The organism is Allobosea sp. P1_A7 (genome assembly GCF_056406775.1).
Genome location: NZ_JBFTZN010000086.1, coordinates 1 through 26,799 on the forward strand (window position 1 = coordinate 1; position 26,799 = coordinate 26,799).

22 protein-coding genes and 2 pseudogenes are annotated in these 26,799 nt (G+C 67.0%); 14 read left to right on the forward strand and 10 right to left on the reverse strand.

Going from position 1 to position 26,799, the window contains the following annotated elements:
* Window positions 1-456 precede the first annotated feature (456 nt).
* From AC1D34_RS16660 to AC1D34_RS16670, 3 genes are all read left to right on the forward strand, one after another.
* Window positions 457-3,105 carry an AMP-binding protein gene (locus tag AC1D34_RS16660; RefSeq protein ID WP_476824774.1) on the forward strand — a complete coding sequence of 883 codons (2,649 nt, stop codon included), beginning with the start codon at window positions 457-459 and terminating at the stop codon, window positions 3,103-3,105.
* A 79-nt stretch (window positions 3,106-3,184) separates the two neighbouring features.
* Entirely contained in the window at window positions 3,185-3,427 is a 243-nt protein-coding gene (locus AC1D34_RS16665; RefSeq protein WP_441507952.1) for a hypothetical protein, read from the forward strand.
* Between the two features lie 37 nt (window positions 3,428-3,464).
* A complete protein-coding gene (locus AC1D34_RS16670; protein ID WP_441507951.1) occupies window positions 3,465-4,475 on the forward strand; it encodes an aldo/keto reductase in 1,011 nt (336 codons plus the stop codon).
* 137 nt (window positions 4,476-4,612) lie between these two features.
* On the opposite strand, the gene AC1D34_RS16675 is transcribed toward AC1D34_RS16670, so the two are convergent.
* The 3 genes from AC1D34_RS16675 to AC1D34_RS16685 form a co-directional block, all read right to left on the reverse strand.
* Window positions 4,613-5,566: a Bug family tripartite tricarboxylate transporter substrate binding protein gene (locus tag AC1D34_RS16675; RefSeq protein ID WP_441507950.1), complete on the reverse strand. Its 954-nt coding sequence runs from the start codon at window positions 5,564-5,566 to the stop codon at window positions 4,613-4,615.
* A gap of 42 nt (window positions 5,567-5,608) precedes the next feature.
* A complete protein-coding gene (locus AC1D34_RS16680; protein ID WP_441507949.1) occupies window positions 5,609-6,379 on the reverse strand; it encodes a class II aldolase/adducin family protein in 771 nt (256 codons plus the stop codon).
* 95 nt (window positions 6,380-6,474) lie between these two features.
* On the reverse strand, window positions 6,475-7,410 hold the full coding sequence (locus tag AC1D34_RS16685; protein ID WP_476824769.1) for a LysR family transcriptional regulator: 936 nt from the start codon (window positions 7,408-7,410) through the stop codon (window positions 6,475-6,477).
* Between the two features lie 154 nt (window positions 7,411-7,564).
* Here AC1D34_RS16685 and AC1D34_RS16690 point away from each other — a divergent pair, with 154 nt between their 5' ends.
* Window positions 7,565-8,146: a LysE family translocator gene (locus AC1D34_RS16690; protein ID WP_441507947.1), complete on the forward strand. Its 582-nt coding sequence runs from the start codon at window positions 7,565-7,567 to the stop codon at window positions 8,144-8,146.
* A gap of 32 nt (window positions 8,147-8,178) precedes the next feature.
* Here AC1D34_RS16690 and AC1D34_RS16695 read toward each other — a convergent pair whose 3' ends face one another.
* From AC1D34_RS16695 to AC1D34_RS16720, 6 genes and pseudogenes are all read right to left on the reverse strand, one after another.
* Window positions 8,179-8,886, reverse strand: coding sequence for a methyltransferase domain-containing protein (locus tag AC1D34_RS16695; RefSeq protein WP_441507946.1), 708 nt, complete (start codon window positions 8,884-8,886; stop codon window positions 8,179-8,181).
* Complete coding sequence (locus tag AC1D34_RS16700) at window positions 8,876-9,340, reverse strand: Rrf2 family transcriptional regulator (RefSeq protein WP_476824770.1); 465 nt, start codon at window positions 9,338-9,340, stop codon at window positions 8,876-8,878. The genes AC1D34_RS16695 and AC1D34_RS16700 overlap by 11 nt, the downstream gene beginning before the upstream one ends.
* Before the next feature lie 339 nt (window positions 9,341-9,679).
* A complete protein-coding gene (locus tag AC1D34_RS16705; RefSeq protein ID WP_441488406.1) occupies window positions 9,680-10,069 on the reverse strand; it encodes a type II toxin-antitoxin system VapC family toxin in 390 nt (129 codons plus the stop codon).
* Complete coding sequence (locus tag AC1D34_RS16710; protein ID WP_441488831.1) at window positions 10,056-10,331, reverse strand: AbrB/MazE/SpoVT family DNA-binding domain-containing protein; 276 nt, start codon at window positions 10,329-10,331, stop codon at window positions 10,056-10,058. The genes AC1D34_RS16705 and AC1D34_RS16710 overlap by 14 nt, the downstream gene beginning before the upstream one ends.
* Before the next feature lie 206 nt (window positions 10,332-10,537).
* Window positions 10,538-11,009, reverse strand: a pseudogene (locus tag AC1D34_RS16715) (VOC family protein).
* A gap of 174 nt (window positions 11,010-11,183) precedes the next feature.
* Window positions 11,184-12,581 (reverse strand): metal-dependent hydrolase family protein, encoded by a 1,398-nt coding sequence (locus tag AC1D34_RS16720; protein ID WP_441507943.1) that lies wholly within the window; start codon window positions 12,579-12,581, stop codon window positions 11,184-11,186.
* A gap of 351 nt (window positions 12,582-12,932) precedes the next feature.
* Here AC1D34_RS16720 and AC1D34_RS16725 point away from each other — a divergent pair, with 351 nt between their 5' ends.
* Window positions 12,933-14,477 carry a cation:proton antiporter gene (locus tag AC1D34_RS16725; RefSeq protein ID WP_476824771.1) on the forward strand — a complete coding sequence of 515 codons (1,545 nt, stop codon included), beginning with the start codon at window positions 12,933-12,935 and terminating at the stop codon, window positions 14,475-14,477.
* Window positions 14,474-15,733: a flavin monoamine oxidase family protein gene (locus AC1D34_RS16730; protein WP_441507941.1), complete on the forward strand. Its 1,260-nt coding sequence runs from the start codon at window positions 14,474-14,476 to the stop codon at window positions 15,731-15,733. The genes AC1D34_RS16725 and AC1D34_RS16730 overlap by 4 nt, the downstream gene beginning before the upstream one ends.
* 134 nt (window positions 15,734-15,867) lie before the next feature.
* Here AC1D34_RS16730 and AC1D34_RS16735 read toward each other — a convergent pair whose 3' ends face one another.
* Window positions 15,868-16,632 (reverse strand): GntR family transcriptional regulator, encoded by a 765-nt coding sequence (locus AC1D34_RS16735; protein ID WP_441507940.1) that lies wholly within the window; start codon window positions 16,630-16,632, stop codon window positions 15,868-15,870.
* A gap of 182 nt (window positions 16,633-16,814) precedes the next feature.
* Here AC1D34_RS16735 and AC1D34_RS16740 point away from each other — a divergent pair, with 182 nt between their 5' ends.
* From AC1D34_RS16740 to AC1D34_RS16775, 8 genes and pseudogenes are all read left to right on the forward strand, one after another.
* The gene (locus AC1D34_RS16740) at window positions 16,815-18,173 is read left to right on the forward strand and encodes a M20 family metallopeptidase (RefSeq protein ID WP_441488401.1); all 1,359 of its coding nucleotides are present in this window, start codon (window positions 16,815-16,817) and stop codon (window positions 18,171-18,173) included.
* 34 nt (window positions 18,174-18,207) lie between these two features.
* On the forward strand, window positions 18,208-19,764 hold the full coding sequence (locus AC1D34_RS16745; protein ID WP_441488400.1) for an ABC transporter substrate-binding protein: 1,557 nt from the start codon (window positions 18,208-18,210) through the stop codon (window positions 19,762-19,764).
* Window positions 19,765-19,853: 89 nt separating this feature from the next.
* Window positions 19,854-20,655 (forward strand): annotated as a pseudogene (locus AC1D34_RS16750) (ABC transporter permease).
* Window positions 20,648-21,472, forward strand: coding sequence for an ABC transporter permease (locus AC1D34_RS16755; protein ID WP_476824772.1), 825 nt, complete (start codon window positions 20,648-20,650; stop codon window positions 21,470-21,472). Before AC1D34_RS16750 ends, AC1D34_RS16755 begins: the two are co-directional and overlap by 8 nt.
* 4 nt (window positions 21,473-21,476) lie before the next feature.
* A complete protein-coding gene (locus AC1D34_RS16760) occupies window positions 21,477-23,099 on the forward strand; it encodes a dipeptide ABC transporter ATP-binding protein (protein WP_441488397.1) in 1,623 nt (540 codons plus the stop codon).
* A gap of 17 nt (window positions 23,100-23,116) precedes the next feature.
* Window positions 23,117-24,337, forward strand: coding sequence for a M20 family metallopeptidase (locus AC1D34_RS16765; RefSeq protein ID WP_441488396.1), 1,221 nt, complete (start codon window positions 23,117-23,119; stop codon window positions 24,335-24,337).
* On the forward strand, window positions 24,334-25,470 hold the full coding sequence (locus tag AC1D34_RS16770) for a M24 family metallopeptidase (protein ID WP_476824773.1): 1,137 nt from the start codon (window positions 24,334-24,336) through the stop codon (window positions 25,468-25,470). Before AC1D34_RS16765 ends, AC1D34_RS16770 begins: the two co-directional genes overlap by 4 nt.
* 506 nt (window positions 25,471-25,976) lie before the next feature.
* Window positions 25,977-26,798, forward strand: a complete 822-nt coding sequence (locus AC1D34_RS16775) for a metallophosphoesterase family protein (RefSeq protein WP_441488394.1) — start codon at window positions 25,977-25,979, stop codon at window positions 26,796-26,798.
* The last annotated feature ends 1 nt before the right edge of the window (window position 26,799 follow it).

Here is a 26,799-nt window from a genome sequence, read left to right on the forward strand (position 1 = left end):
CGCCAGGTGACCGGGCGGCACGAACTCATGCAGCGAAGGCGGCAAAAGCCAGCCCTGATCGACATCCCAAGAGCGAAACACTTTGGCCATGAGCCAGTGAATCATCCCGAAGCCACCCCGTCCAGAGGATTACTCGGACGGGCTCCTAGGGGCGCTGAGCACCGATGCGATGCGGGCTGTCCGGCCAGCACCGGCAGCCGGGGAGCCACGCCCGAACAGGATTTGAGGAGATGCGAACGCCGCCGGCAGGCCCCCCGTCGGGTTCATTCGTTCTGACGATGCCGTTGCCGCAGCGGCAACGCAGAATGCGGCAGAACTCGGTCAACAATGGGGGCAATGTTGGAAGCGATCGGGCGCCGACGTTCAGAAGGTTCGCCTTCTCATGCCGTGCGGTCCATTCCAGGTGATGGGAGGCCGCAGGACGCAACGACCGTCCGAAACAGCATCTTGGACGATGTGGCCTGGGCAGGGGCATCGGCGCGCGCCCTCGACAGGGACGGCCCCACCAGCCATCCCTTCGCAGAGATGAGCGACGATTTTTCGGACGCACCGGCGTTCGWACATCTGGAACGGGTTGTCCAGAAGCACGCAGACAAGATCGCGCTCAGTGACGGCACGACATCGCTGACCTTTCTGCGGTTGTTGCACGCGGTTCAGATCCTCGCCGCCGTCATCGCCGATGCGGTCCCGCCCGGAGAGACGGTCGGACTGCTTCTCGGCAACGCCCTCTGGTACCCGGTGGCCATGCTGGCTGCCATGCGCGCCGGCAGGCCCGCGGTGCCGCTCAATCCGCGGGACCCGGTGCCGCGCCTGGCGGCCATTGCGGCGGATGCGCGCCTAAAGGCCATCGTGAGGGTCGGCCCTGGCGAACCGCAGGACTGGCCGGATGCGGTGCCGCTGCAATGGATCGACCCGGCAAAATGTCTCGCGGAGGCGCCGCCTGGCAGGGTCCCGCTGTCGCAATCCGAGATCTCCGTCGATGCGCCGGCCATCGTTCTCTACACATCGGGCAGCACCGGAACGCCAAAGKGCGTGGTCAACAGCCAACGCGCGCTCCTCCAGCGTGTTCAGCAATATGTAAACGCCGGCCATATCGGCCCCGATGATGTCTTCATGCCGCTGACCGGGCCTGCGACCATCGCGGGATGCCGGGAAATGATGACGCCGATGCTCTGCGGCGCGACATTGTATCTGCTGGATGTCGAGAGCGCCGGCATTCGCGCCGTTCGCGAGCATTTCCAGACCTGGCAGGTGACGGTCGCCTATCTCGTGCCTGCCTTGTTGCGCGTCTTGATGAATGGCGCCCAGCCCGACACGTTTGCCTCGCTCCGCGTGGTGCGGGTCGGCGGCGAAAGGGTGCTCTGGGCCGATATCGATCGCCTCCGCGCGGCGGTGCCGGAGACCTGCTTCATCCAGATCAGCTATTTGTCGACCGAGAGTACGGGAACACAGTGGTTCCTGCCGAGGGACTATCCGGAACAGGGTGCAACGGTTCCGGTCGGTTTCGTCCTGCCCGGCGTTGATTATGCCGTGGTCGACGAGAACGGAGATCCGGTCGCTCCAGGGCAGGAGGGCGAGCTGCTGCTCCGCAGCAGCTACGTCGCCCTTGGATACTGGGAACGCGGCAGAAATCTCCCGCTTCAGGCGGGCCTGCCCGATCCGCAGCTTCGGCTCTTCGCAACGGGCGATCTCGTCACAGTGGACGAAACCGGCTTGATGCGGGTCGTTGGACGCAAAGGGCGCCAGATCAAGATCAATGGACGGCGCGTCGAGCCGGCCGAACTCGAACTTGTCCTGCGGCGCGCGCCCGGCATCCGCGATGCCGTCGCGGTCGTGACGGACGGAAACGAACTGGTGGCCTTTGTCGTTCCCGCCGAACAGGCGGGCACGGACCTGATTCCAGAATTGCGCGCGCTGATCAGGCGGTCGCTGCCGGCCGCCGTCCATCCGACGCGGCTGCATAGTCTTGCCGAATTGCCACGGCTTCGGGGCGGGAAGATCGACAGTATCCGGCTGCGGGAGCTGGATGGCGGGCTGCGCCCGCCCAAGGACAACGATGACGCTCCGGAATCCCGACAAATGGGAAACCCTCATGCTGTCGAGGCGGTGGTCGGGACCCTTTGGGAACGGATACTCCAGGGCAAGGGAGCGGCAGGCAGCCGCTGGGATGAAGCGGGTGGCGATTCCCTGAAGTTGCTGCAATTCGTCATGGAACTCGAGGAGGCGCTTGGGCGGGAACTCGATCTGGACCTGTTCACCATCGACATGAGTTTTGCCGATATCGTCAGGGCAGCGTCCGGCGACGAGGCGACGAGACATCCGCCTGCCCCCTCCGACACGCGGCCCGTCCTGTTCATCGTGCCGGGATCGATCGGCTACGGCCCTAGCCTTGCGGCCTTCGGGCTGGAGATGGGCAAGGTCGCCCGGGTTGTCGCCGTGCGCTACGAGAACCTGAAGGACCTGCTGGCCGGACAGGGAACGATACCCCGGATGGTCGATGCCGTTGTCGACCAGATCAACCATGCCCAGCCCGAGGGCAATGTGAAGCTCATCGGCTATTCCCTGGGCGGCGGCGTCGCCTTCGAGGTTGCTTCCACGCTCGTCGCGGCGGGCCGGTCGGTCACCTTCCTGGGAATCCTCGACACCAATATCGGCGCCGGGCATCACAGCTACGCTGAGACCCTGGCCCGCACGGCGCAGCGCATCCGGGCGCACCGGGTGACCATCGATCGCATGATGTTGCGGGCCGTCGCCAAGATCTTTGCCCGTTTCGGCGCAGAGGCCCAGCTCGCCAGCGGCATCGAGCGCTTGAAATGGGAGATCCTCGCCCGGCCACGTTTCATTCTGCGCCTCGAGCTCGAGGAGGTGCTGCGCATGCGCGCCTTCGACCACTGGCTCCGCCAGCCGAAAACCGCGCTGCCGATAGCCGCCACCCTGTTTCGATGCCGACGGCCCGGCGTTCCGTTAGATCTGGGCTGGGGCGAGCTCTTCACCGATCTGAACGTGGTCCCGATCGTCGGCGGGCATCTCGATATGCTGATTGAACCGCACCTCGGCCATAACCGCCCCTTGATCGAGCACGCCTTCCTGGCGAGCGGCGGATAGGGCAACCTCCGGTGGACGTTTCCCTCGGCAGCGGCGACGCTCTCAAGGTATCGGCGCAGGCGAGGCATCCCGGCCTCATGTGGCGCTGGCCGACGATGCGACCCAGCACCATCGCAGCCGTGCCGGAGATGGCGCCGGTCTCGGCCAGATCGGTGCCGTAGAGCATGAGGCGCAGCCTGATGCCGGGCGCAACCACATAGCTGTTCGCTGCGATGGTCACGAGCCGCCGCGTCTGTGCCGGATCGAAATCCTGTACCATGCAGGGATTGCCGACCTCGCGGACCGCTGTGCGTTCGTGCTCGACGCCCTGCGGGTTGCCTGACTGACGCGACCGGGCATTCCAACGAAAGGATCAAACCATGTCACTCAAGGATATTCTTCCGGGCAAGCTCGGCTTCGGCGCCGCCCCGCTTGGAAACATGTTCCGCGACATTCCCGAGCAGGAGGCGCTCGCAACGGTCGAGGCTGCCTGGAAGGACGGCATCCGCTATTTCGACAACGCTCCCTTTTACGGGGCCGGCCTCGCCGAAATCCGCATGGGCGAGGCGCTCAATGGCCGGCCGCGCGACGAATACGTCATCAGCACCAAGGTCGGCCGCGTCATCCTCGACGAGATCGAGGATGTCAGTGCGCGAGATCTCGGCGAGAAGGGCGAGGTCTTCAAGCATGGCCGCCCCAACAGGATCGTGAACGACTATTCCGAGGCCGCAACTTTGCGGTCCATCGAGGACAGCCTGAAGCGACTGAAGACCGATCGTATCGAGATCGCCTGGGTCCATGATGTCGCCCAGGATTTCTACGGCGACGAATGGCTCGGCGTGTTCGAGGCGTCGCGCAAGGGCGCCTTCAGGGCCCTCGACCGGCTGCGCGACGAAGGCGTGATCAAGGGCTGGGGCCTCGGTGTCAACCGGGTGGAGCCGATCGAGCTGCTGCTCGGGCTCGACGGTCCGCGCCCAGACGGCTTCCTGCTGGCGGGACGCTACACGCTGCTCGACCATGCGCGCGCCCTCCAGCGCGTGATGCCGCTGGTCACCGAGCGCGGGCTCGGCATCGTCGTCGGCGGCCCCTACAGCTCCGGTGCCTTGGTCGGCGGCCCGAACTTCGAATACGCACCGATGACGACGGAGATCCGCGCCAAGGTCGCGCGCATCAAGGCCATCGCCGACCGCCACGGCGTCAGCATGAAGGCGGCCGGCCTGCAGTTTTCGCTCGCCAATCCCGCGGTCGCTGCGGTGATCCCCGGCGCCAGCCAGCCGAGCCGCATCGCCGAAGACCGGGCTGCGCTGCAGGAGGTGGTGCCTGCCGCGTTCTGGCGGGAGCTGCGGGAGGCCGGGCTGGTCCATCCCGACGCGCCCTTGCCCGGCGCGTAGCATGTCAGGCAGCTGACGGCTGCCGTCTCGCCGGATGAAAAATCGAAGGCATGCAAACACAAGAGGTTAGGTCATCGCACCGGATCCGATTTCCTGTCCGGTGAACTATTCCGTGACCTTGATATCCAGTTCGCGGATCAGCCGGCCGAAACGCTCGATGTCTCCGGTGACCAGGCGCGCCATGTCCTGGGGGAGCCGGGAGCGGGGTCGAGCCCGCTGGCCGCGAGCCTTGTCGCGATTTCGGGAGCCATGATCGCGCGCGCGGCCGCCGCATTCAGGCGCGCGACGATCGGCGCTGGAGTCCCGGCGGGGGCAACGAGGCCGAAGAAATTCGGGATCAGCGGATCATCGGAGAGGCCGAGTTCCGTCATCGTCGGCACCTCGCTCATGTCGCGCAGCCGCCGCTCGTTCCCGACGGCGAGCGCCTTCAGCTTTCCGTCCTGCATCAGGGAGAGCGCGGCCGGCGGCGTGGAGATGGTCAGCGCGACTTCGCCCGTCGCCACCGCCGTGACGGCGGGCGGCGCACCGCGATAGGGCACATGCACCATCCTGACGCCGAGCCTGCGTGCCAGCGCCTCGATGTTGAGATGGGCCATGCTGCCCTTGCCGAAGCTGGCATAGGGCAGCTCGCGCTGCTTCGCGAGGGCGACGAACTCGGCGAAACTGCCGACGCCGAGCCCGGGATTTACGACCAGCACATAGGGGCCCGTCGCGACCACCCCGACATAGGCGAAGTCCCGTTTGCCATCGAGAGCCTGCTGCGGCATCAGGATCGGATTGATGCCAAAGACCTCGCGCGGCGCCATCAGCAGTGTGTAGCCGTCAGGCTCTGCCCGCGCGACGGCCGCTGCCCCGACCATGCCGTTGGCGCCGGCCCGGTTCTCGACGACGACCGGCTGGCCGAATTCGAGGCGCAGTTTCTCGGCGACGAGCCGCGCGGCAAGATCGACCGCGCCTCCGGCCGGGTAGGGCACGATCAGCAGGATCTGCCTGGTGGGATAGCCGGTCTGGCTCTGGGCGAGCGCCGGCAGGGCGAGAGAGCCCGCACCGAGGAGAGCCAGGGCGGCGCGGCGAGACATCGGCTCGGACATGGTGACCTCCCATCCAGTTGTTCAGGGTCGTTGGGTCGGTGCTCAGAAGGGCCCGGGCGCGTCGACATGCCGGGTCCATTGCTCCCAGGCGCGGTCCATGGCGAAGGGCTTCAGGTTGAATTCGGCGGCAGAGAGCGCTTCGGCGGTCGTCAGTCGGCGAACCGCGCCGAGCTGGGCGGCCTTCAACTGCACCTCGGCATTGCGAGCGCCGTAGATCGCCCGAAAGGTCACCTCCCGGAGCGAGCGGCCCGCGACGGTGGCGCCGTGGCCGCGCATCAGCACGGTCCAGTTTGCCCCAAGGGCACGCGCAAGCGAATCCCCCTGCGCCTGCGTCGAGACGATCAGGTTCGTGTCGCCGAACTCGTCCTGGCTGTCCCAGAGCGGCACGGTCGCGCCCATGGTCGCGCCCAGATGGAAGACGGGAACGAGTTCGGCATCGCTCGTGCAGAACGGCATCATCGCCGGCGCATGGTGGTGGCAGATGGCCTGCACATCCGGGCGTGCGCGGTAGATCGCGCCATGGATGCTGCGTTCGGCGAAGATGCGGGCCTGCGTCACCGAGACGAGGGCATCCTCGCGGTCGAAGACCAGCACATCCTCGGGCGCCACCAGCTCGGCCGCGCGGGTTCTGGGCATCAGGTAATGATCGCTGCGATCGGGATGGCGCGCCGAGACATGTCCAAAACTGTCGACGATGCCTTCGCGGGCGAGGATGCGGCTCGCGAGAACGATCTCGGCGACCACCGCATCAAGCTCCCGGGTGCCCTGTGGGAGCGGAGCCTCGCTGGCTCCGGCAGGCGCGTTCGACAGCATGGGACGCCCTCGATTGAAATGCGCGGATCTGCGCCGTCGCGGCAGGGTCACTCATTCTGCCGGACGAAATCCAATGCGAAGCGCTTAGGTCAGCGCTAAGCGTTTTGTTGTGGCTCGGCGGCCGGTAGCGGGTGCCCCAACCCGATCACCGCCGCCGACAGCGTCGTCATCGCCGCAGCAACGGCGTCGCGGATGATCGGGAGCGCGGCAAGCTGCCCGGCCTTGCGGGAGCCCGCGAGGTAGAGCGTGCGCCTGAGCACCGGTGCAATGATCGGGCGGGCCGACAAGGTTCCGGCCGCGACCTCCGCGAGCACGGTGCCATAGGGCAGGATGCCGGCCGCAGGCCCGCGCGCGACCAGCGTCTTGATGCCGGAAATCGAACGGACCTCGTGTTCGAGCCGGAGGACGAGCCCGTGTTCGGTGGCGGTCTTCTCGACGAGGGAGCGCACGCCATCGCGCGGCTCCGGCAGGATGAGAGGATGGGCGAGAGCCTCGGTGAAGCTGATGGGGGCCGTGTCCCGGTCTCCCGTCGCGGTGACGAGGACGAGGTCTTCCTGGTAGAGGGCGCGCCTCCAGCAGCCCGGTGCGTCCGGAACCTCATAGGCCAGGATCAGGTCGAGCTCGGCCCGATGCAGGCTGTCGACCAGGAGATGGCTCATCTCTTCGGTCAGGCTGACGGCAAGGTGAGGCGCGCGCTCCGAGATCCGTAACAGCAGCTCCGGCCCGATGATCTGCATCAGGCTCGGGGTCAGGCCGAAGCGCACGGCCTCGCGTGCGTCCTCGCGCAGTTCACGGCGCGTCAGCGCGACGAGGTCGAGGATCTCGACGGCGCGCCGGAACAGCTTTTCGCCGGCGGCGGTTGGGGAGACGCCGCGCGAATGGCGCGTCASCAGCGTGACGCCGAGGCCTTCCTCGAGCTGCTTGATCTGCATGCCGAGCGCCGGTTGCGCGATCCGCAGCTCATCGGCCGCGCGCGTCATATTGGCGGCCTCAACCACACGGACGAAATAGGTGAGTTGGCGGAGGTTCAACGCCCGCTCCGGGATCGGCTGCTTCGGACGGCGAACCCTGCCACGAAGGCGCTTGCTCTGACGAGTCTGCCGCGCTCGAGCGGCGGCCTGGGCGAACCGCAGGAATCTGATCRAGATCAAGGCGGGGAGGGCCTGTCTGCGGCATCAGCTCGGCATGAGCTTGCTCGCCTTCATCGCGGTCTGTGCCTCGCTTCTGGCGACGCCGGGACCGACCAATACGCTTCTCGCGACCTCCGGCGCGGAGATCGGCTGGCGCCGGTCCGCCGCCCTGCTTGCAGCCGAGCTCCTCGGCTATCTCCTGGCGATCGCCATCCTGCGCCTGGCCCTGGGACCGTTCATCGCATCCCGGCCGATCGTCGCAACGGCGCTCCAGGCAGGCGTTGCGCTCTATCTGGTCTACCTGGCAACGGCGCTCTGGCAGCGCAGCAGCCTGCCTCTCGCTCACGGCCGTTCGATCACCTTCGCCCGCGTGTTCCTGACGACGCTGCTCAATCCGAAAGGGCTCATCTTCGCCTCCACCCTTCTGCCCCCGGCAGGGTTCCCGGCGCTGCTGCCGTGGCTCGCCCTGCTGTCGGCGGAGATCGTCGCGATCGGCTTCGGCTGGGTGCTGCTTGGCAGCACGTTGCAGCGCAGTCTGCAGGACCCGGCCAGGGCCAGGATCGGCTATCGCGCCAGCGCAGCCGTGCTTGGCCTGCTGGCAAGCATGATGGCCGCGCGGACTCTGGTTTCGCTCTGACGGGCCCCGTCCGCTCTCGGACCGTGCCCCCCTCAGGCGTTCGCGACCCAGCCGCGCCAGGTGAAGGCTGCGTAGAACAGGCTGACATTGGCAAAGCCGCCGGCCCGCAGGATCTCCTCGTCCTGTTCGGGGCAGAAGCTTTGCAGGCTGGCCGCGACGGCCGCGCGGGCGCGCTGCACCTGCTCGGGATCGGCGCCGGACGCGATCGGGTAGGCGGCATAGCGATCGAGCCAGGTTTCGCGTTCGTCGGCGCCCTGGGGAAAGCTCGCATGTGCAGCGACGAAGGGCGCGCCGGGGCGAAGCCGGGCGTGGATCTCGCGCACCGTCCGTTCGCGCTCGGGCGCGGCGAGGAAATGCAGCGTCAACAGGCAGGTCGCCGCGTCAAAGGGGCCGGCCGGCGCATCGTCGATATAGCCTTCGACCAGCGTGACCCTATCCATCAGCGGCCCCAGCGTGCGTTCGGCGAGGCGCAGCATCGCGGCTGCCGGATCGACCCCGACGAAGCTCCAGCCGGGATGCGCCTCTGCAAGCGCGCGGATCTCGCTGCCGCCGCCCGCCCCGAGCACCAGCACCTTCGCGTCGTCGGGGGCGCTTTCTGCCAGCAGCAGGCCGGTCATCCGGTGCAGCGCGTCGAGACCGGGCACGAAACGCCGCGGCCCCTCTGCATAGCGCGAGACGGCTTCGGGATCGGAAAAATTCCTGAGGAAGGGCTCTTCGCGAGCCGCGCGTTCAGTCGACACAGGTGGATCCTTCGGGCTGGAGCCGCGCGCGTTGCGCCAGGCGTTGCCGGAAATCCGCGCTCAAGGCTGCCAGCGTCACGGTCTCGAGCGAGGCCAGCAACAGCGCCTGCGCCTCGCGCAAGCTGCCATCAAGCGCCGCATTGACCGCCTGCTCGACGGCGCAAGCCGGCGCCTCGCTGCGGTTGCCGATGGCGAAGAGGGCGGGCGAGCCGATGCCGTCATAGATGTCGCGCAAGGTAATCTCGGCGAGGTCTCGGGCGATTGTCCAACCGCCGCCATGACCCTYCTCGGAACGGACATAGCCCTGGTCGCGCAAGCCCGACATGACCCGCCGGATCACCACGGGATTGGTCCGCATCATCCGCGCCAGCGCTTCCGAGGTCACGGGGCTGTTCTGGTCCGCCATGTGCAGCAGCACGTGCAGCACCCCGGACAAACGACTGTCGCGATTCATGTAACTTCATATGTTGCGTGATTGAGGCGGCGTCAAGAGCCTCCGCGTGGACAGGGCAGGGGCGCCGTCCTGACGGCTATGCCGTCGCCGGGGATAGAGCGGCGACCGACCGCTGCGGGGAAACGAGAAGCTCAGAGGCGTCAACTGCGGCATCGTGGCCGGCTATGGCGCTGGCCCGGCGCAGCAGAAGGTCGTAAGGCAGTCGGGCCGCTCGCTCCTGGCCTGCTTGGTCAGACCTGCGGCATCCAAGGTCGAGCTCCCCGCGTGAGCTCCCGACGGAAGACGGCTCCGCAGTGATGCGGGGCCGTTTTCGTTTGGGGGCGCGCGCTGACCTGCCTGTCAGGCTTCTCGCACCTGCCGATAGCCCGCCGCCTTCGCCAATGTGATGAACTTGCGATCGAACGTCGCGAAACCCTCGCAATGGGCCGACTTGCAGAGATGCAGGGCATCGGCGAAGTCCATGCCGCGCTCAGTCAGATCCAAGGCAGCAGCGACCACCGCGCCGTCTTCGACCGTCACTGTGGGAAGGCCGGCAAAGGCTCTCAAGGCCCGGGTGATATCGGCCGCATCATACTCATAGGCGCTGCGCAGCACCCATTCGACCTCGAGCATCACGGTTTGCGCGACGAAAACCGGCTGTCCGTCGATCAGAATGCGCGCGCGCTCTGATTGCCGGGGATGGTCGCCCGTCAGGTAGCGAACGATCAGATTGGTATCAATCGCGAGCATGCCGGCGCTTTGCCTCAGCCAGAACACTCGCCGCCATCTCTTCCAGCGTCTTCGCCCTGCCGACAGGCGGGAGAACGCCAAAGACGTCCTGAGGCTGGGTCTCCGCAAAGGCAGGAGCCGGCTTCAGCAGCACGCCATCGGGTGTCTCTTCGACGATGAGGCGCGTTCCGGCCCCCCATTCGCGCCGCTGGCGAATGGAGCTGGGCAGAATGACCTGGCCCTTCGTGGAGACCGTCGTTGTCAATTTCGGCGCGCTTGCCATGGTGTCCAAATGCCGTGGGTAAGACGATGGTAAGATAATGCCGCATGGGCTGGCCTTCAAGCGGGATCGAGCCGCGGCGGGGATCCGGCATCCCCAAGCTGCGCCCGCCGCGCCAGCGCGACGCAGCGTCTCTGGATCTGCGCCGGACACGACCCGGTATCGCAATGGCCGGCGGGGCTACAATGGGCAAAACCCCCTTGCGAGCCTCAGCCGCGCCGCGCCGCCTCGATCGCGGCGACATCGATCTTTTTCATGGTCATCATCGCGGTGAAGGCGCGCTTTGCTTCCTCGCCGCCGGCCGCCATGGCCTCGGTCAGCACGCGCGGCGTGATCTGCCAGGAGATGCCCCATTTGTCCCGGCACCAGCCGCAGGCGCTTTCCTGCCCGCCATTGCCGACGATCGCGTTCCAGTCGCGGTCGGTTTCCTGCTGGTCGTCGGTGGCGATCTGGAACGAGAAGGCTTCGTTATGCTTGAAGGCGGGCCCGCCATTCAGGCCGAGGCAAGGGATGCCGGCGACGGTGAAGTCGACCGTCAGCACGTCGCCCGCCTTGCCGGAGGGGAAATCGGTCGGGGCGCGGCGGACGGCCCCCACCGCGCTGTCCGGAAAGGTCTCGGCGTAGAAGCGGGCGGCCGCCCGCGTCCTTGTCGTACCAGAGGCAGATCGTGTTCTTGGCGATCGTCACGGCTTGTCCTTTCGCTGTTTACGGCCAGTTCCGGCCTGGTTTCCACGCAGACGAAGGCGGTTCACGGTTCGTCAAAAGTCCCCCACGACCTTGGAATGCCCTGGCCCCATCGGGGTTCCGCCAGCAGGGCAGGAAAGACTATGGCGGCATCAGAGCCGCCTTAGGCCCTCAGCCCGGCAGCGCATTCTTGTAGATCTTGCCGTCCTTCATGATCACGACGAAAGACCGGTGCGGATCAGCGACGAGATTGATGTTCTCGAGCGGATTGCCGTCGACAAGCAGCAGATCGGCCAGGGCGTTGGGCGCAACCACGCCGAGTTTTCCCGGATAGGGATTGCGCAGGCCGGACAGTTCGAGCAGCCGCGCATTCGTGCTGGTCGCCATGGCCAGGGTTTCGGCGGGGGTGAACCAGCGCGTCCACTTGGCGAGAAGTTCGCCATGCCGCTTCGCAAGCTGCGGCGAAAACAGGATGTCGGTGCCGAAGGCGAGCTTGAGCTTGTATTTCTTCGCCAGCGCGAAGGTCTTCTCCGTGCCGGCAAACACGGTATAGGCCTTGGCCCGCTCGCCCGAGCCCGGCGGAAAGGCCTCCGCCATCTCGTCCGGGAAGGCTTGCGTGCTCAGCCAGATGTCCTTTTCCGCGATCAGCCGAGCCGACGCCTCGTCCATCAAGTGACCGTGCTCGATGCATTTCACCCCGACGGAGATCGCGCGGGTGATCGCCGCCGGCGTGTAGGCGTGGACGGTGACATAGGTCCCCCAGTTCTCGGCGGCCTCCACGGCGGCGCGCAGCTCGTCTGCGGTGAAGGTCGAGACATCGAGCGGGCTGAACGGCGAGGCGACGCCGCCGCCGGCCGTCAGCTTGATCTGGGAGGCGCCCTGCATCAGCTGCTCGCGCACCCGCATGCGCACCTCGTCGGGGCTGTCGGCGACCATGCTGCCGCCGACCTGCTCCATCCGCGACAGTGAGCCCTGCGCGCGCGGCAGGTCGGTCAGCTGGCGGAAATCCCCATGCCCGCTGGTCACCGTGATGACCGCACCGGAGGGATAGATGCGGGGCCCGGGCAGCACGCCGCCATCGATGGCCTGCTTGAGGCCGAAGGACGGGCCGCCCATGTCGCGGACCGTGGTGAAGCCGCGCATCAGGGTCTCGGTCGCCTCGGCGCCGGCCGTCAGATAATTGAAGCCGAGATTGCCGAAGAGCGATTGCGACGGCGTCGAGCGCACCAGCATCGCGTGCCAGTGCATGTCGGTCAGCCCCGGCATCAGCGTTCGCCCGCCGCCCGCGATGACCACGGTGCCGGGCTCCGCAGTGATTGGGGCCGTCGCGATGCGCTCGATCAGATTGCCGCGGACGAGCACATGCGACGGTGCCGAGAGCCCGCTGCCCGTCCCGTCGAAGATGCGGACGTCCTGGAACAGTGTCGTGCCGGTGCCTGTCGGGGTGCCGACCTGCGCGCGCAGCGGCGATGCCAGCGCGGATGCCAGAGCCGGAAGTGAGGCGACGAAACGCCGTCGGGTCAAAAGTGCCACGCTGCAACCTCCCGAAGCCAGATGGGGGAACGCCATGCCCACAGGCCTAAAGGCGTATCCCAGGAGAGCCCGGATGCAAACTGCCAGCCCAGATCGCCGTGCGTCCGTTCGGACAGGAGCGGCGATCTCGCTCTTTGTTCGAGCATCGGATTCTTCCGAAAACCGGATTCCACCTTTCGGTCCGATGCTCTAGCGCGTTCCTGTCATGGCGCTCCGGTCATCCGCCAGAGTGCAGGCTGCCCGCAGCGGCAGGGCAGGGGCGCGAGGATATGCGCGTGACGGCCTCAGCCGCGCTCATCCTGCGGTCCGCCTCCTGCGATCGGGCTTGCCGCCAAACTGATCTGCCCGCCAATCGACAATGCCGGCGGCCCCGCGCAAAATCCGGCGATGATCTTCTTCGAGTCGATCCTGGCCATCATGCTGGGGGCGGTGCTGCTCTCGGCGGGCGCGCGGCGCATCGGCGTGCCTTATCCGGTCGTGCTCGCGGTCGCCGGGACGGCGCTGGCGCTGGTTCCGAACGCACCGGAATTCGCGCTCRATCCCGAACTGGTGCTCGCCCTGTTCGTCGCGCCGATCCTGCTCGACGCCGCCTTCGATACCTCGCCGCGCGACCTGCGCCGGAACTGGCTCTCCGTCGGCAGTCTCGTCGTCGTTGCCGTCGGGGTGACGACGGTCGCGGTCGCGGCGGTCGCCCGGTGGCTGGTGCCGGATCTGCCCTGGGCCGCCGCCGTGGCGCTCGGCGCGATCGTCGCGCCGCCCGATGCTGTCGCGGCGACCGCCGTTCTGCGCCGCCTGCGCCCGCCGCATCGGCTCCTCGTCATCCTGGAAGGCGAAAGCCTGCTGAACGACGCGACCGCGCTGCTGATCTATCGCGTTGCCGTCGGGGCCGTGCTCGTCGGGGGCTTCTCGCCAGCCTCGGCGCTGCCGACCTTCGGCCTCGTCGTCATCGGCAGTATCGGGCTCGGCGCGTTTCTCGGCTGGTCGCTGGTCCGCTTCCTCGGCGCGTTCAAGGACCCGCCGAGCGCCATCATCCTGCAGTTCATCACGACATTCGGGGTCTGGATCCTGGCGGAGCGGCTGCATCTGTCGGGCATCATCACCATCGTCGTCTATGCCATGGTGATTGCGCGCACCGCGCCCGCCCGCACCAGCGCGCGCCTTCGCATCCCGTCTTATGCGGTCTGGGAGACGACCGTCTTCGTGCTCCAGACCCTGGCTTTCGTGCTGATCGGCCTGCAATTGCGGCCTATCCTCGCCAATCTCAGCCCGCGTGAGATCGGCGCCTTTCCCGTCATTGCGCTGGCCGTCCTGGCAACCGTCATCATCGTGCGCCTGAGCTGGGTCATGACCTATCAGGCGATCGCGAAACTGACGCGCCGGGCCACGGAGGGCGCGAAGGACGAGACGCGCCCGGCGTCAACGGCTGGCAGCGATGGCCTGATCATCGCATGGTGCGGCATGCGCGGCATCGTCACGCTTGCGGCCGCCTATGCCCTGCCGGGCGGTTTTCCGCACCGCGACCTGATCCTGCTCTGCGCCTTCACAGTTGTGGTCGGGACGTTGTTGATCCAGGGGCTGACCCTGCCGCTGCTGCTGCGCCGGCTGTCGCCGCGGGACGACCGCCCGGTCGAGCGCGAGTTTCGCATGGCGCGAAAGCTCGCCCTCAAGGCGGCCATTGCAACGATCCGCGATGCGCCGTCGGAGGCCGCGCTGGCGGTGCGCCGCGAATATGACGACATGCTCGCGCAGACGCGCGACAGCGACGAGTTCGATACCACGCAGAACCAACTCCGGCGCGATGCACTCGCCGCGGCGCGCGACAAGGCGCTGGCCCTGCGGCGCGACGGCACGATCGGCGACGATGCCTTCCATCGGCTCGAGGAAGAGCTCGACTGGCTGGAACTGGGCGCAGCAGCAAGGACGGTCGAATGAGCGCGGAACTCGATGTCGTCGTGGTCGGCGCCGGCGCGGCCGGGATCGCGGCAGCGCGACGGCTYGGCGAAGCCGGTCTGTCGCTCGCCGTCATCGAGGCCGGCGACAGGGTCGGCGGCCGCGCCTGGACCATCCGGCACGAGGGTTTGCCGATCGATCTCGGCTGTGGCTGGCTGCACTCAGCCGAGCGCAATCCCTGGACCGCGCTGGCGCCGGATCTCGGCTTCACCATCGACAGGACGCTGCCGCCCTGGGGGCGCCAGTTCAGGAATATCGGCTTCCCCGCCGCCGATCAGATGGCGGCCCGCGCCGCCTTCGCCGGCTTCGAGCAGCGCCTGCGCCAGGCCCCGGCCGAGACTGACCGGGCCTCCGATCTGCTGGAGGAGGGCGGCACCTGGAATCCCTATCTCGAGGCCGTCAGCAGCTATATCAACGGAACTGACCTCGAGACGCTCTCGATCCGCGACTATCTCGCCTTCGCCGATGCGGATACGGGCGTGAACTGGCGCGTCATCGAGGGCTATGGCGCGCTCATCGCCAGGGCGGCATCCGGGCTGCCGATCTCGCTCGGCATGCCCGTCTCGGCAATCGAGGCTGACCAATCCCAACTCGCCATCGTCACGGGCTCGGGCACGATCAGGGCAGGGGCTGCGATCATCACGGTCTCGACCGATGTCCTGGCTTCAGGCGCAATCCGCTTGCCGGCGGCGCTTGCCGACCACATCGAGGCGGCGTCCCGCCTGCCGCTCGGCCTCGCCGATAAGGTCTCCTTCGCGATCGACCGCCCGGACGATCTGGAGCCGGACACGCAGGTGCTGGGAAACCCGCATGAAGCGAAGACCGGCAGCTACCATTTGCGCCCGTTCGGCCGACCCTTGATCGAGGGCTTCATCTGCGGCGCCGCGGCGCGCGAACTCGAATCGGGCGAGGACATGGTCGCCTTCGCCAAGGACGAGCTCGCCGGCCTTTTCGGCGCCGGCATCCGCCGCCGGCTGAAACCGGTCGCCCAGACGCGTTGGGCGAAATCGCTCTTCATCAGGGGCTCCTACAGCCACGCGCTCCCCGGCTGCGTCGAGGCGCGCGCCATTCTGGCAAGCCCATGGGACGAGCGCATCTTCTTCGCGGGCGAGGCCTGTTCAACGCAGGATTTCTCGACTGCGCACGGGGCCTATCAGACGGGGCTCGATGCGGCGGAGGGCGTTTTGGGCGGCCGTCAATTCGCGCGCAACGGTGGCCATCTGCGGCGCGATGGGTAAATCGCTGCCACACCCAAGGAAGGCGCTGACCGTTGGCCAGGACGTTCGCGTCCTGATGGGCCGCCAACCGATATAGCCCGTGCAGGCACCCAACGTCAGCTTTTGGCCGACCCTCCCATGCCCGGTTGCGGCGCCTACCGAACCTCATTGATGTAAGCATGCGCGCGCGTACTGGCGCGATGCCGGCCGAGAATGGTCGGCAGGCCCGCCTGATCGTAGGCGACCTCGTCAATGGCGAGCACTGCTTCCGGCCCGGCGAGATCGAGGAGGGCGATGTCCTCATCATTGGCAAGTTCAGCGGTAATCTGCTCGCGAACTGCTGAGATGCGAATGCCGTAATGCTCCAGCAGATGAAGGTAGAGTAGCGGCGGCAGAGCTGCCGGCTCGCGGGGTAGGCCYGGGACTCTTTCTTCTGCGAGCAGCAACTTGTCATGCATGACGGGGCGGCCGTCCGCATGCCGAATGCGGTGGATCGCGACCACACCGCCAGCTCTGATCTGTAGGCGCTGGGCTTGCTCGGGCGTAGCCTGCCGCGTCTCTACCGTCAGGAACTGGCTTGTCGACCGCACCAGGCTGCCGTCAGCCCGGTGGAGACGGAAATACTGGAAGAAGAAGCGCAGCGAATGATGCGGCGCGCGGCCGGTGACGACCGTGCCGGTCTTGCGCCGACGTGACAGCAAACCCTCGGCAACGAGGTCGCTCATCGCCCGGCGCACCGTGCCCACAGCGATGCCAAACCCTTGCGCCAATGCGGTTTCGTTGGGCAGCACCATGCCGGGTTGCCATTCCCCGACGAGGATCGCCTCCGACATATGCCGCTTCACGCGCTCATAGAGCGGTGCGGAATCGAGGGAGACGAGGTTCGGCAGCGTGGACGCCACGTCGCCGCCGCTGATCAATCCCGCGGCAGGCGCGGTCGCKTTTTTGGCATTGACAGGAGGCATGAGGCTGAGTCCTATTTCTATATAGTTTATATGAAAGCTGCTTGAGCGCCAATGGCCATGCACTCCGCTACCTCAGCCATCTCCATGGCAGATCGCGTCCGCGCCGCCCAGCCACCGCGCCGGGGCAGGGCGGTCCGATGAGCCGTGACGGGCAGGAGGCGCGCGAGGCTGTGCGCGAGACGGCGGGGCTGGAGCGCGCCGGCGCCTGGATTGCTGAGGCGGTCGAGGCGGCGATCGCCGATCTCGGAGCGATGATCGCGGTCGATACCTCATTTCCGCCGGGGCAGGGCTATGGCGACTTCGCGACGCTGATAGAGGCGCTGACGCGCCCGCTCGGCTTGGAAACCGAGCGCGTCGATGTGCCGGACGAGCTCTGGCGTGTCCCGAACGGCCCGGCCGCTGGCACCAGGACGAATCTGATTGCGACCGCCAAGACCGGAAAGCCGGTCTGCGGGCTCTATTTCCATGTCGACACGGTCCCGGCCGCACCGGGCTGGACGACCGATCCGCTCTCGATGGCCCGCGATGGCGAACGCCTGATCGGCCTCGGCGCTGCCGACATGAAGGGCTGCATCGCAGCCGTGCTGCTGGCGCTGCGGGCGGCCAAGGCCCGCAACATCGCACTCGCCTATGATCCGATGCTGCTGTTCTGCACCGACGAGGAGGGCGGCCTCTATCCCGGCATCCGCTATCTCGCAGAGCAGGGCCGGCTCGACGGCCCTGTCGGCGCCGAGCTGGGCAGGCTCCACGCTCCCATCATCAATTTCAACGGCAGCGCCGAGGCGCGCATCTGGGCCGGCTGCTTCGGGCTCTTCAACCTGCTGGTGCGGGTCCGCGGGCAGGCGGTCCATGCCGGCGAAGGCAACCGGCGCGGCAGCGGCCTCAACGCGATCGAGGGTTCGCTGCCGCTGCTGAACGCGCTGGCTGGTCTCAAGGCGGAGGTGGCGACCCGCCTGTCCGCACTGCCGCCACCGCCGGGAAAACCGGCACTGGCCGCGCAGCTCAACATCGCGACCATTGGCGGCGGCACGGCCGGCGGGCAGGTGCCGGCCCTGCTCGAACTCACGCTAAACCGCCGCTACATGCCGGAGGAAGCTTTTGAGGACGCGCTGGCCGAGATCGAGGAGACGGTGCGCCGCGCCGTCGCTTCCGTCCCCGGCCTGACCGTCGAGACGGCGCTGATCGGACATCTCGCTCCGACCAGCGATCCGGCCGGGCCGCACTGGCCGCGCTGGCAGGCCGCCGTCGGCGCGGGCTTCGGCTATGCGCCGGAGGATTTCCGCCGCTGGGGCGCGGCGAGCTGCTCTGATTTCGGCTGGGTCCAGCGCGCAACCGGCCGGTCGGAAGTGCTGCTCGGCGGGCTCGGCCGCCCCGACCGCAATATCCACGCGCCGGGCGAGTACACGACGGTCTCCGACATCATCGCGCTGGCGCGCGCCGTGCTCGCCTATCTCGCCGCCGAGTTCAGGCCCGAGCTCAACCCCGACCTTGCCTGACCCCTCTCATATCCCGAAGCTGAAGGAGCGTTCCATGCCGAGCATCCACCGTCGTGATTTCCTCGCCGCCTCCGCCGCCTTCGGCGGGCTTAGCCTGACCGGTCTGCCGGCCTTCGCCCAGAATGCGCCCCGGCGCGGCGGCACCTTGCGCGTCAGCGTCGATCAGGCCGTCTCCAAGCTCAACCCGCTCGTCACCCGGGTGAACCCGGAATATCTCGTTGCCGAACTGCTCTATTCCGGCCTGACGCGCCTGAATCCTGACATGAGCGCCGAGCCCGATCTCGCTGAATCCTGGACGAATTCCGCCGATTTGACCGAATGGAGCTTCGCGCTCCGCAAGGGCCTGACCTTCCATGACGGCTCGGCTTGCACGGCCTCCGATGTGGTCGCGACCTTCGAGGCCATTCTCGACGCCAAGACTGCCTCGCCAGCACGCCAGAATGTCGGRCCGATCGCCAAGGTCGCGGCCAAGGACGACGCGACCGTCGTCTTCACCCTGTCGGCGCCCTTCGCCGATCTGCCGGTGACGCTAGCCTATACCAACGCCAAGATCGTGCCGGCTGCCGTCATCAAGGGCGGGCTGGAGAAGCTTGACCGCCAGGCGATCGGCACCGGCCCGTTCAAGCTCGTCTCCTTCGAGCCGGAGCGGCAGATCGTGGTCGCCCGCAACGAGGCCTATTACGACAAGGCACGGCCCTATCTCGACAAGGTCGAGGTCGTGGTCTTCCCCGATGTCAGTGCCGAAGCCTCGGCGCTGATCGCCGGCGATACCGATCTGATCAGCACCACGCCGCCGACCGAGTTCGGCCGGCTGCAGAAGGCCTCGGGCGTCAAGGCGCTGCGCGTGCCGTCGGGCCAGTTCTGCAACGTCAATTTCGGCTGCGACCAAAAACCCTTTAACGATGTGCGCGTGCGCCAGGCGCTGGCGCTCACCGTCGATCGCGCCGCGATGGTCGATTTCGTCACCGAGGGCTTTGGCTCGCCCGGCAACGATACCCCGCTCAGCCCGGCCTATCGCTTCTTCGCCGAGCTGCCGGCGAAGAAGGCCGACATCGCCAAGGCCAAGGCGCTGCTGGCGGAGGCCGGCTATCCCAAGGGGCTGGAAGCGACGCTGATCGCCTCGGATCGTCCGGGCCAACGCACGCAGCTGGCCGTGGCCCTGCGCGAGATGGCCAAGCCCGCCGGTTTCGACATCAAGGTCGAGACTATGCCGCACGCGACCTATCTCGACCAGGTCTGGAAGAAGGGCTCGTTCTATGTCGGCTTCTACAACATGCAGGCGACGGCCGACGCCATCTTCTCGCTGCTCTACACCTCGAACGCTGCCTGGAACGAGACGCGCTGGAACAATACCGCCTTCGACAAGCTGATCTTCGAGGCGCGCGCCACGGTCGACGAGACCAAGCGCCGCGCGCTCTACGCGCAGGCGCAGAAGCTGATGTATGACGAGGTGCCCTCGATCATTCCCGCTTTCTTCGACCTGCTCGGCGGACAGCGCGATTGGGTACAGGGCTACCAGCTGCATCCGCGCGGCGCCGTCTTCCGGCTGGATTTCGTCTCGCTCGGCGCCAACGCGCCGAAGCGCGGCTGAGCCCGTTCCAAAGCGAGAGACGGCTTCACCGATCAGATTGATTCAATCTGATCGGATCCGGCTCCAAGCGAAAAGCGAGGCATAAGCGCGTGTCGCCCGCCTATATCCTCAAAAGGATCCTGCTGATAGGCTACACGCTGCTGGTCGTGTCGCTGATCGTCTTCGCGATCACCCAGATCCTGCCGGCGGATGCTGCGGTCGCCGGTTGCGCCCGCAATGCTCGAGGCGCTCGGGCGCTCGCTGCTGCTGGCGCTGTTCTCGATCGTGCTGATGCTGGTGCTGGCGATCCCGCTCGGCATTATCGCGGCGGTGCGACGCGGCCGGGCCGCCGATCTGGGGGTGAGCTTTCTCTCCTATGTCGGTGTTTCGCTTCCGGAATTCGTCACCGCCACGCTCGTCGTGCTGGTGCTGGCGGATTGGCTGCAATGGCTGCCGGCGACGGGCTATGTGCCGCTGACCGAGGATCCGCTGCGCGGCCTCAGGCATCTCGTCCTGCCGGTGCTGACCGTCTCGCTGATCCTGATCGCCCATGTCTCGCGCATGGTGCGCTCCGAACTGGTCGATGTGCTGCATTCCGACTATATCCGCGCAGCGCGCCTCAAGGGCCTGTCGAAGCGGCAAGTGCTGTTCAAGCACGCGCTGCGCAATGCGCTGCTGCCGACCATCACCATCGTCGCGCTCGATGTCGGCTATCTGCTCGGCGGCGTCATCGTCGTCGAGGAGATTTTTGCGCTGCCGGGCATCGGGCGCCAAATCATCGTCGCGATCCAGGCGCGCGACCTGCCATCCATCCAGGCCGGCGCGCTGATCCTTGCGACGACCTACGCCGTCGCCAATTTCCTCGCCGACATCGCCTATGCCTGGCTCGACCGGAGGATCCAGTATGATTGAGATCCTCAAGCGGATGCTGCGTTCGCCGCAAGGTGCGCTCGGCCTGATCATCGTCGGCCTGATCCTGCTCGCCGTTATCGTCGGGCCGTGGTTTGCGCCCTACGACCCCGAGAAGATGGCGCCGCTGATGCGCTACAAGCCGCCGAGCGCGCAGTTCTGGCTCGGAACCGACCAGTATGGCCGCGATATCCTGAGCCGCCTGCTGCATGGGGCACGCGCCACGGTCGTCATGGCGGTGATCGCAACTGCGCTCGGCACGCTGGTCGGCGCCGTGGTCGGCACGGTCTCGGCCTTTCTCGGCGGGCGCAGCGACGAGGCGATCATGCGCACTGTCGATGCCATCATGTCGATCCCGAGCCTGCTGCTGGCGCTGCTGATCGTGAACCTGCTCGGCAAGAGCAGCATGAACGCACTTCTCGCCATCGCGCTCGCCTTCGYGCCCGGCATGGCGCGGGTGACACGCTCGGTCGCGCTCGCCGTGCGCAAGCAGGACTATGTCAACGCCGCCATCGCGCGCGGCGAGAGCGCCGCCTATATCGTCGGGCGCGAGATGCTGCCGAATGTCGTCGCCCCGATCGTCGTCGAGATGACGATCCGCGTCGCCTTCGCGGTGATGCTGTTTGCGACGCTCYCCTTCCTTGGGCTCGGCGCCCAGCCACCGGCCTCGGAATGGGGGCTGATGGTCGCGGAGGCCCGCCGCTTCATGCATCTGAGCCCCTGGATGATCCTGTGGCCGAGCCTTGCCGTCGCGCTGGTCGCGATCGGTTTCAACCTGCTCGGCGATGGCTTGCGCGACGCGCTGAACCCGAGGAGCTGAGGTGATGGCGACCCCGATCCTCGACATTGCCGGCTACGGCCTCGACTACGCGACGCCTGCGGGCTTTACCCGCGCGCTCGACGACGTGACGCTCTCCATCGCCCGGGGCGAGGTGCTCGGCCTCGTCGGCGAATCCGGCTCGGGCAAGACCTCGCTCGCCTGGGCGATCATGCGCCACCTGCCGAAGAGCGCGCGCGAGGCCGGTGCCATCCGGCTGACCGGGCAGGATCTGCTGAAGGTCTCGGAAGACGAGATCGAGGCGATCCGCGGCAAGCGCATCGGCATGGTCTTCCAGGATCCGAGCACCTCGCTTAACCCGACGCTCTCGCTTGGTACGCAACTGGCCGAGGTGCTGGTGCGCCATCGCGGCCTGACGCCCAGGCAGGCCTGGGCCGAGGGCGAGGAGCGTCTCGCCCATGTCGGCCTGAAGGTGCCCGGCCAGATGATGCGACGCTATCCGCACGAGGCCTCGGGTGGCGAGAAGCAGCGCGTCGTCATCGCGACCGCCTTCGCCTGCCAGCCGGAATGCATCATCTTCGACGAACCGACGACGGCGCTCGACGTGATCACGGCCCGCCAGATCCTCGACCTGTTCAAGGAACTGCAGGCTGAGACCGGCGTCGCCTCGCTCTATATCTCGCATGATCTCGCGCTCGTCTCGCAGATCGCGACCAAGGTCGCGGTGATCCATCGCGGCAAGATCGTCGAGCAGGGCGCGGTCGGCGAAGTCTTCGCCCGCCCGCGCGACGCCTATACGCAAAAGCTGCTCGCCGCCGTGCCCCGGCCCGACCACCGCCTCGTCGAGACGGCGAAGCCTGCCGCCGGCACGCCGCTGGTCGAGGTCGAGAAGGTCAGCGTCCATTACGGCCGCAAACCCTTTCTCGGCCGGCTGCTCGGRCGCGCCAACACTCAGTTCACCGGCAATCGCGAGGTCAGCCTCTCGGTGATGCCGGGCGAGATCCTCGGCATCGTCGGCGAGTCCGGTTCGGGCAAGTCGACGCTCGCCAGGGCGATGACCGGCCTCAACCGCTTCGAGGGCGAGATCCGCTTCGCCGGGCGCCGGATCGCGGGGCTCCACGACATGGACCGCGCCTATCGCCGCGACGTCCAGATCATCTTCCAGCATCCGGATTCCTCGCTCAATCCGCGCCAGCGCATTCGCGAGATCCTGTCGCGGCCGCTCGAACTCTATGGCGAGCCGGGCGCGCGCAAGGATGCGGCTGCTATCGGCGAACTGCTGGAGCAGGTCAGGCTGCCGGCCGCTTTCGCGGACCGTTATCCGCATCAGCTTTCCGGCGGCGAGAAGCAGCGCGTCGCGATCGCGCGCGCCTTCGCCTCGAAGCCAAAACTCGTGATCTGCGACGAGATCACCTCGGCGCTCGATGTCTCCGTGCAGGCCTCGGTGGTCGAGCTCCTGGTCGACCTGCAGAAGCGCTTCGGCACGGCCTATCTCTTCATCACCCACGATCTCAACCTGGTGCGGCAGATCGCTCACCGGGTCGCGGTGATGTATCGCGGCGACCTCGTCGACCTCGTCGATGTCACCGCGCTGACCGACGGAACCCTCCACCCCTATACCCGCTCCCTGCTCGACGCCGTGCCGGCTCCGGCCGCGGCGGCAGCCTGACATTCGAGGCCCTGACGATGAATCCCCGCGACCTGATCCATTCCCTCGATGAGAAGGCCTGCCTCGCGCTCCTCTCAGACTGGGCGAGGCACAAGAGCTATTCCGAGACCGACGGCGAGCGGGCGCTCGTCCATCATGTCGTCGACCAGATGAAGGCGATGGGCATCGAGGCGGAGGCGCAGGCCTTCGATGAGGGCCGCCGCGCCAATGCCATCGGGCGCTGGAAGGGGACAGGCGGCGGCAAGAGCCTGATGTTCAACGGCCATCTCGACACCAACCCGGCAACCGAGGGCTGGACGGTCGATCCCTGGGGCGGGCTCGTCGACGACGAGTTCATCTACGGCATCGGCGTATCCAACATGAAGGCGGGCGACGCGGCCTCCTATTGCGCGGTGAAGACGCTGCTCGATGCCGGCGTGAAGCTGAAGGGCGACGTCGTCCTGACTTATGTCGTCGGCGAGCTTCAGGGCGGGGTCGGCACCGTCGCTGCGATCCGCAGCGGCATCCGCGCCGACTATTTCGTCAACAGCGAGCCGACCGACGTGCAGGCCGTGACCATGCACGCCTGCGCCTTCTCCTTCGTCATCGAACTCGTCGGCAACACGCGCCATCTCTCGAAGCGCGAGCAGGCGGTCGACGCGGTCATGGCGGCCTGCGACCTGATCCCGCGGCTGAACGGCATGACCTTCTCCGGCGCTCTGACCGCCGAGCATGAATCGATCAACCGCGTCCATGTCGGCGTCGTCCATGGCGCGCTCGGCAAGGAACTGCACGAGTGGCGCGCGCCGCAGGTCGCCGACTATTGCAAGCTCAAGGGTTCCGGCCGCTATGCGCCCGGCCAGACGCAAGAAGGCGCGCTCGCCGACATGCAGCGCGAGCTCGCCGCGCTGGAGGCCCGCTTCCCCGGCCTGAAGACCACGATCCGCATCGAGAAGAAGGAAGGCCACCAGTCGATGCCGGCCTTCGAGGTCGCCAGGGACGCGCGCATCGTCAAGACGGTCAATGCGGCCTATGAGGCGGTGCGCGGCGAAAAGCAGCCGACCGGCGCGATCAAGCCGCCGGGCTTCTTCGGCACCGATGCCGGCCATCTCTATGCCGAAGCCGGTATGGAAGGCATCGTCTGCGGGCCCGGCGGGCGCTACAACACCATGCCCGACGAGCGCGTCGAGATCCGCGACTTCCTCGACATGGTCCGCATCTACATGCTGACCATCCTGGATATCTGCGAGGTGGCGTGAGCCCGCTCTTCTCGCGCGAGGAATTTGCGGGGCGGGTGGCGCGTGCCCGCGCCGCGATGGCGGAAGTCGGCGCGGAGCTTCTGCTGGTCGACCATGCCGAATGCCTGGCATGGCTGACAGGCTTCACGGTCTCGGAGACAATGTATCGCGCGGCTTTCCTGCCGCTCGAGGGCGAGCCGTGGTTCGTCCTGCGGGAGCTCGACGCCGGGCCCTGCCGCGCCGCCTGTTCGTTTGCCGATATCGTCGGGTTTCCCGATACGGCTGAGCCCCACGCCGTGATGGCCGATGAAATCCGTCGACGGGGCCTCGGCAACGCGCGGATCGGCGCCGATCATCTCTCCTATGGCTTTACGGCCGCGACGCGCGACCGGTTCGCGGCGCTTCTGCCGCAGGCTCGCTTTGTCGACCTGCCGCAGGCGAGCGACCTGCTCCGGGCCGTGAAGTCGCCGGCCGAGATCAACCAGATCGGCCAGGCCGCCAGCATCGCCGACAAGGCGATGAGGTCAATCGCGGAAAGGGCGCGGCCCGGGCTTTCGCCAAGGGCAGCCTCAGCCGTCGCCGCTGCCTGCTTTCTCGAGAACGGCGCCGATACAGGCGAAACCGGCCCGATCCTGCCCGGCATTGGCGACCACGAATTCCTGCACGGCGTGATGACGGCGCAGCCGCTCGGCGAGAGCGACATCCTCCATGTCGAACTGATCCCGAAACTGCGCAATTACGGCGCCCGACTGATGCGTCCGGTGCTTATCGGCGGGGACGAGCGTGGACTTTCACTGCTCGCCGAGCGTCTGGTCGCGCTCCAGGACGAGCAGTTCGCAGCCATGCGTCCGGGCGCCCTGGCCTGCGAGATCGATGCCGTGCTGCGTGAAGCCGTGCTTCGTGAGGGTTTGCGTCCTGCCTACGATAACGTCACCGGCTACACGCTCGGCCTCTACGCCCGCACCCCGCGGCCCAGCGACTTCTCTCGCGTGTTCCTGCCGAACGCGCGCTGGAGACTCGAAGAGGGCATGGTCTTTCACATGTATGTGACGGCCGGCGGCCTGGGATTCAGCGAAACCATCGTAGTCGAAACCGATGGCTGCAGGAGAATGAGCTCGCTGCCCCGCAAGCTGCTCTCAAGCACCGTGCATTGAAGCTTCGTCCTTCATCGGTTTCGGTCTGGGTCCGGATTGCGATTTGGTAAGGTGCCCTTGGCTCCAATGTTGCGGCGAATGTCCGCTCAGCAACAGGCGCCGAATGTTGGAACTTGACGCAATACGGACGGGTGTGGCTGCAAAGTCGAACGCCTGCGAACGGAGAGGGCAAGGCGGCTCGTCCCCGCGCCGCGTGGGCGATCTCTGGCGTGGGCGAGGCGTGCGGTTCCGTAGGCTAGAGATCAAGGCCGGGCGTTCGGTCCGGCGCAGGCGCCGCTGAGGGGCGCGTGGTCGGCGCCACCCTCTGATCCCCCCTCAGCCGGCCGAACCTGCGGTGACCGAGCGCCTCCAGCCCGGTGCACAACGCCCGCGCGGCAAGCCACGTCATCTCGCAAAATACATTTGTGTCATAAAACATTCATTTGTATGATCCACTGCAAAAGCACTGCCCTGCATCTGACGGCGGCAGGCCGCTTCCTACCGGGAGCGCCCTTTGGGAGGGGACCATGCAGCGGCTCGTGCAGATTTCCGACACCCATCTCAGCCCGGGCAAGCCGCATTTTGCCTGCAACTGGGAGCCGCTGAGAGCCTGGCTGGCGGGGCAGGGGCCGGACCTCGTCATTCATACCGGGGATGTCACGGTCGATGGCGCCGATGTCGACGAGGATATGCGCCATTGCCGCGAATTGCTGGACGGGCTCGGCTTGCCGGTGCTGAGCATTCCCGGCAATCATGATGTCGGCGAGGCCTGGCATCCGCATCAGCCGGTCAATGCAGAGCGTCTCGCGCGCTGGCGCAGCCATCTCGGCGCGGATTTCTGGAGCCGCGATATCGAGGGCTTCAGGCTGATCGGCCTGAATTCCATGCTGTTCGGCAGCGACGAGGCGGATGAGGAGCGCCAGCTCGCCTGGCTCGAGCGCGAGATCGCCGAGGCCGAGGGGCGCCGTCTCGGCTGGTTCCTGCACCGGCCGCTCTTCGTCGAGACGCCGGATGAAGGCGACAAGGGCTATTGGAGCGTGCCGCCGAGGCCCCGGGCCCATCTGCTCGATCTCGTGCGGAGGCATGACGTCGCCTTCGTCGCCAGCGGCCATCTGCACCGGGCCCATGATTTCATGATCGATGGCACGCGCTACATCTGGGGGCCGTCCTCGGGCTTCGTCGTCGGCCCCGAATTGCAGCCCGGCATGGCCGGTTCAAGCACGCTCGGCGCCGTCACTTATAGCTTCGACGGTCGGGATTTCACCGCCGCGATCCATGAGATTCCCGCGCTGACAACGCTCTGGATCGACGATGTGATCCACGAGGTCTACCCGCCGCGCGCCGCCTGAC

What these genes read in the sequence shown, in the direction of transcription:
- AC1D34_RS16670 (WP_441507951.1), top strand. Translation starts at nt 3,465, where the DNA reads ATGTCACTCAAGGATATTCTTCCGGGCAAGCTCGGCTTCGGCGCCGCC.
- AC1D34_RS16675 (WP_441507950.1), bottom strand. Translation starts at nt 5,566, where the DNA reads ATGTCCGAGCCGATGTCTCGCCGCGCCGCCCTGGCTCTCCTCGGTGCG.
- AC1D34_RS16680 (WP_441507949.1), bottom strand. Translation starts at nt 6,379, where the DNA reads ATGCTGTCGAACGCGCCTGCCGGAGCCAGCGAGGCTCCGCTCCCACAG.
- AC1D34_RS16690 (WP_441507947.1), top strand. Translation starts at nt 7,565, where the DNA reads ATGAGCTTGCTCGCCTTCATCGCGGTCTGTGCCTCGCTTCTGGCGACG.
- AC1D34_RS16705 (WP_441488406.1), bottom strand. Translation starts at nt 10,069, where the DNA reads ATGCTCGCGATTGATACCAATCTGATCGTTCGCTACCTGACGGGCGAC.
- AC1D34_RS16710 (WP_441488831.1), bottom strand. Translation starts at nt 10,331, where the DNA reads ATGGCAAGCGCGCCGAAATTGACAACGACGGTCTCCACGAAGGGCCAG.
- AC1D34_RS16720 (WP_441507943.1), bottom strand. Translation starts at nt 12,581, where the DNA reads ATGGCGTTCCCCCATCTGGCTTCGGGAGGTTGCAGCGTGGCACTTTTG.
- AC1D34_RS16740 (WP_441488401.1), top strand. Translation starts at nt 16,815, where the DNA reads ATGAGCCGTGACGGGCAGGAGGCGCGCGAGGCTGTGCGCGAGACGGCG.
- AC1D34_RS16765 (WP_441488396.1), top strand. Translation starts at nt 23,117, where the DNA reads ATGAATCCCCGCGACCTGATCCATTCCCTCGATGAGAAGGCCTGCCTC.
- AC1D34_RS16775 (WP_441488394.1), top strand. Translation starts at nt 25,977, where the DNA reads ATGCAGCGGCTCGTGCAGATTTCCGACACCCATCTCAGCCCGGGCAAG.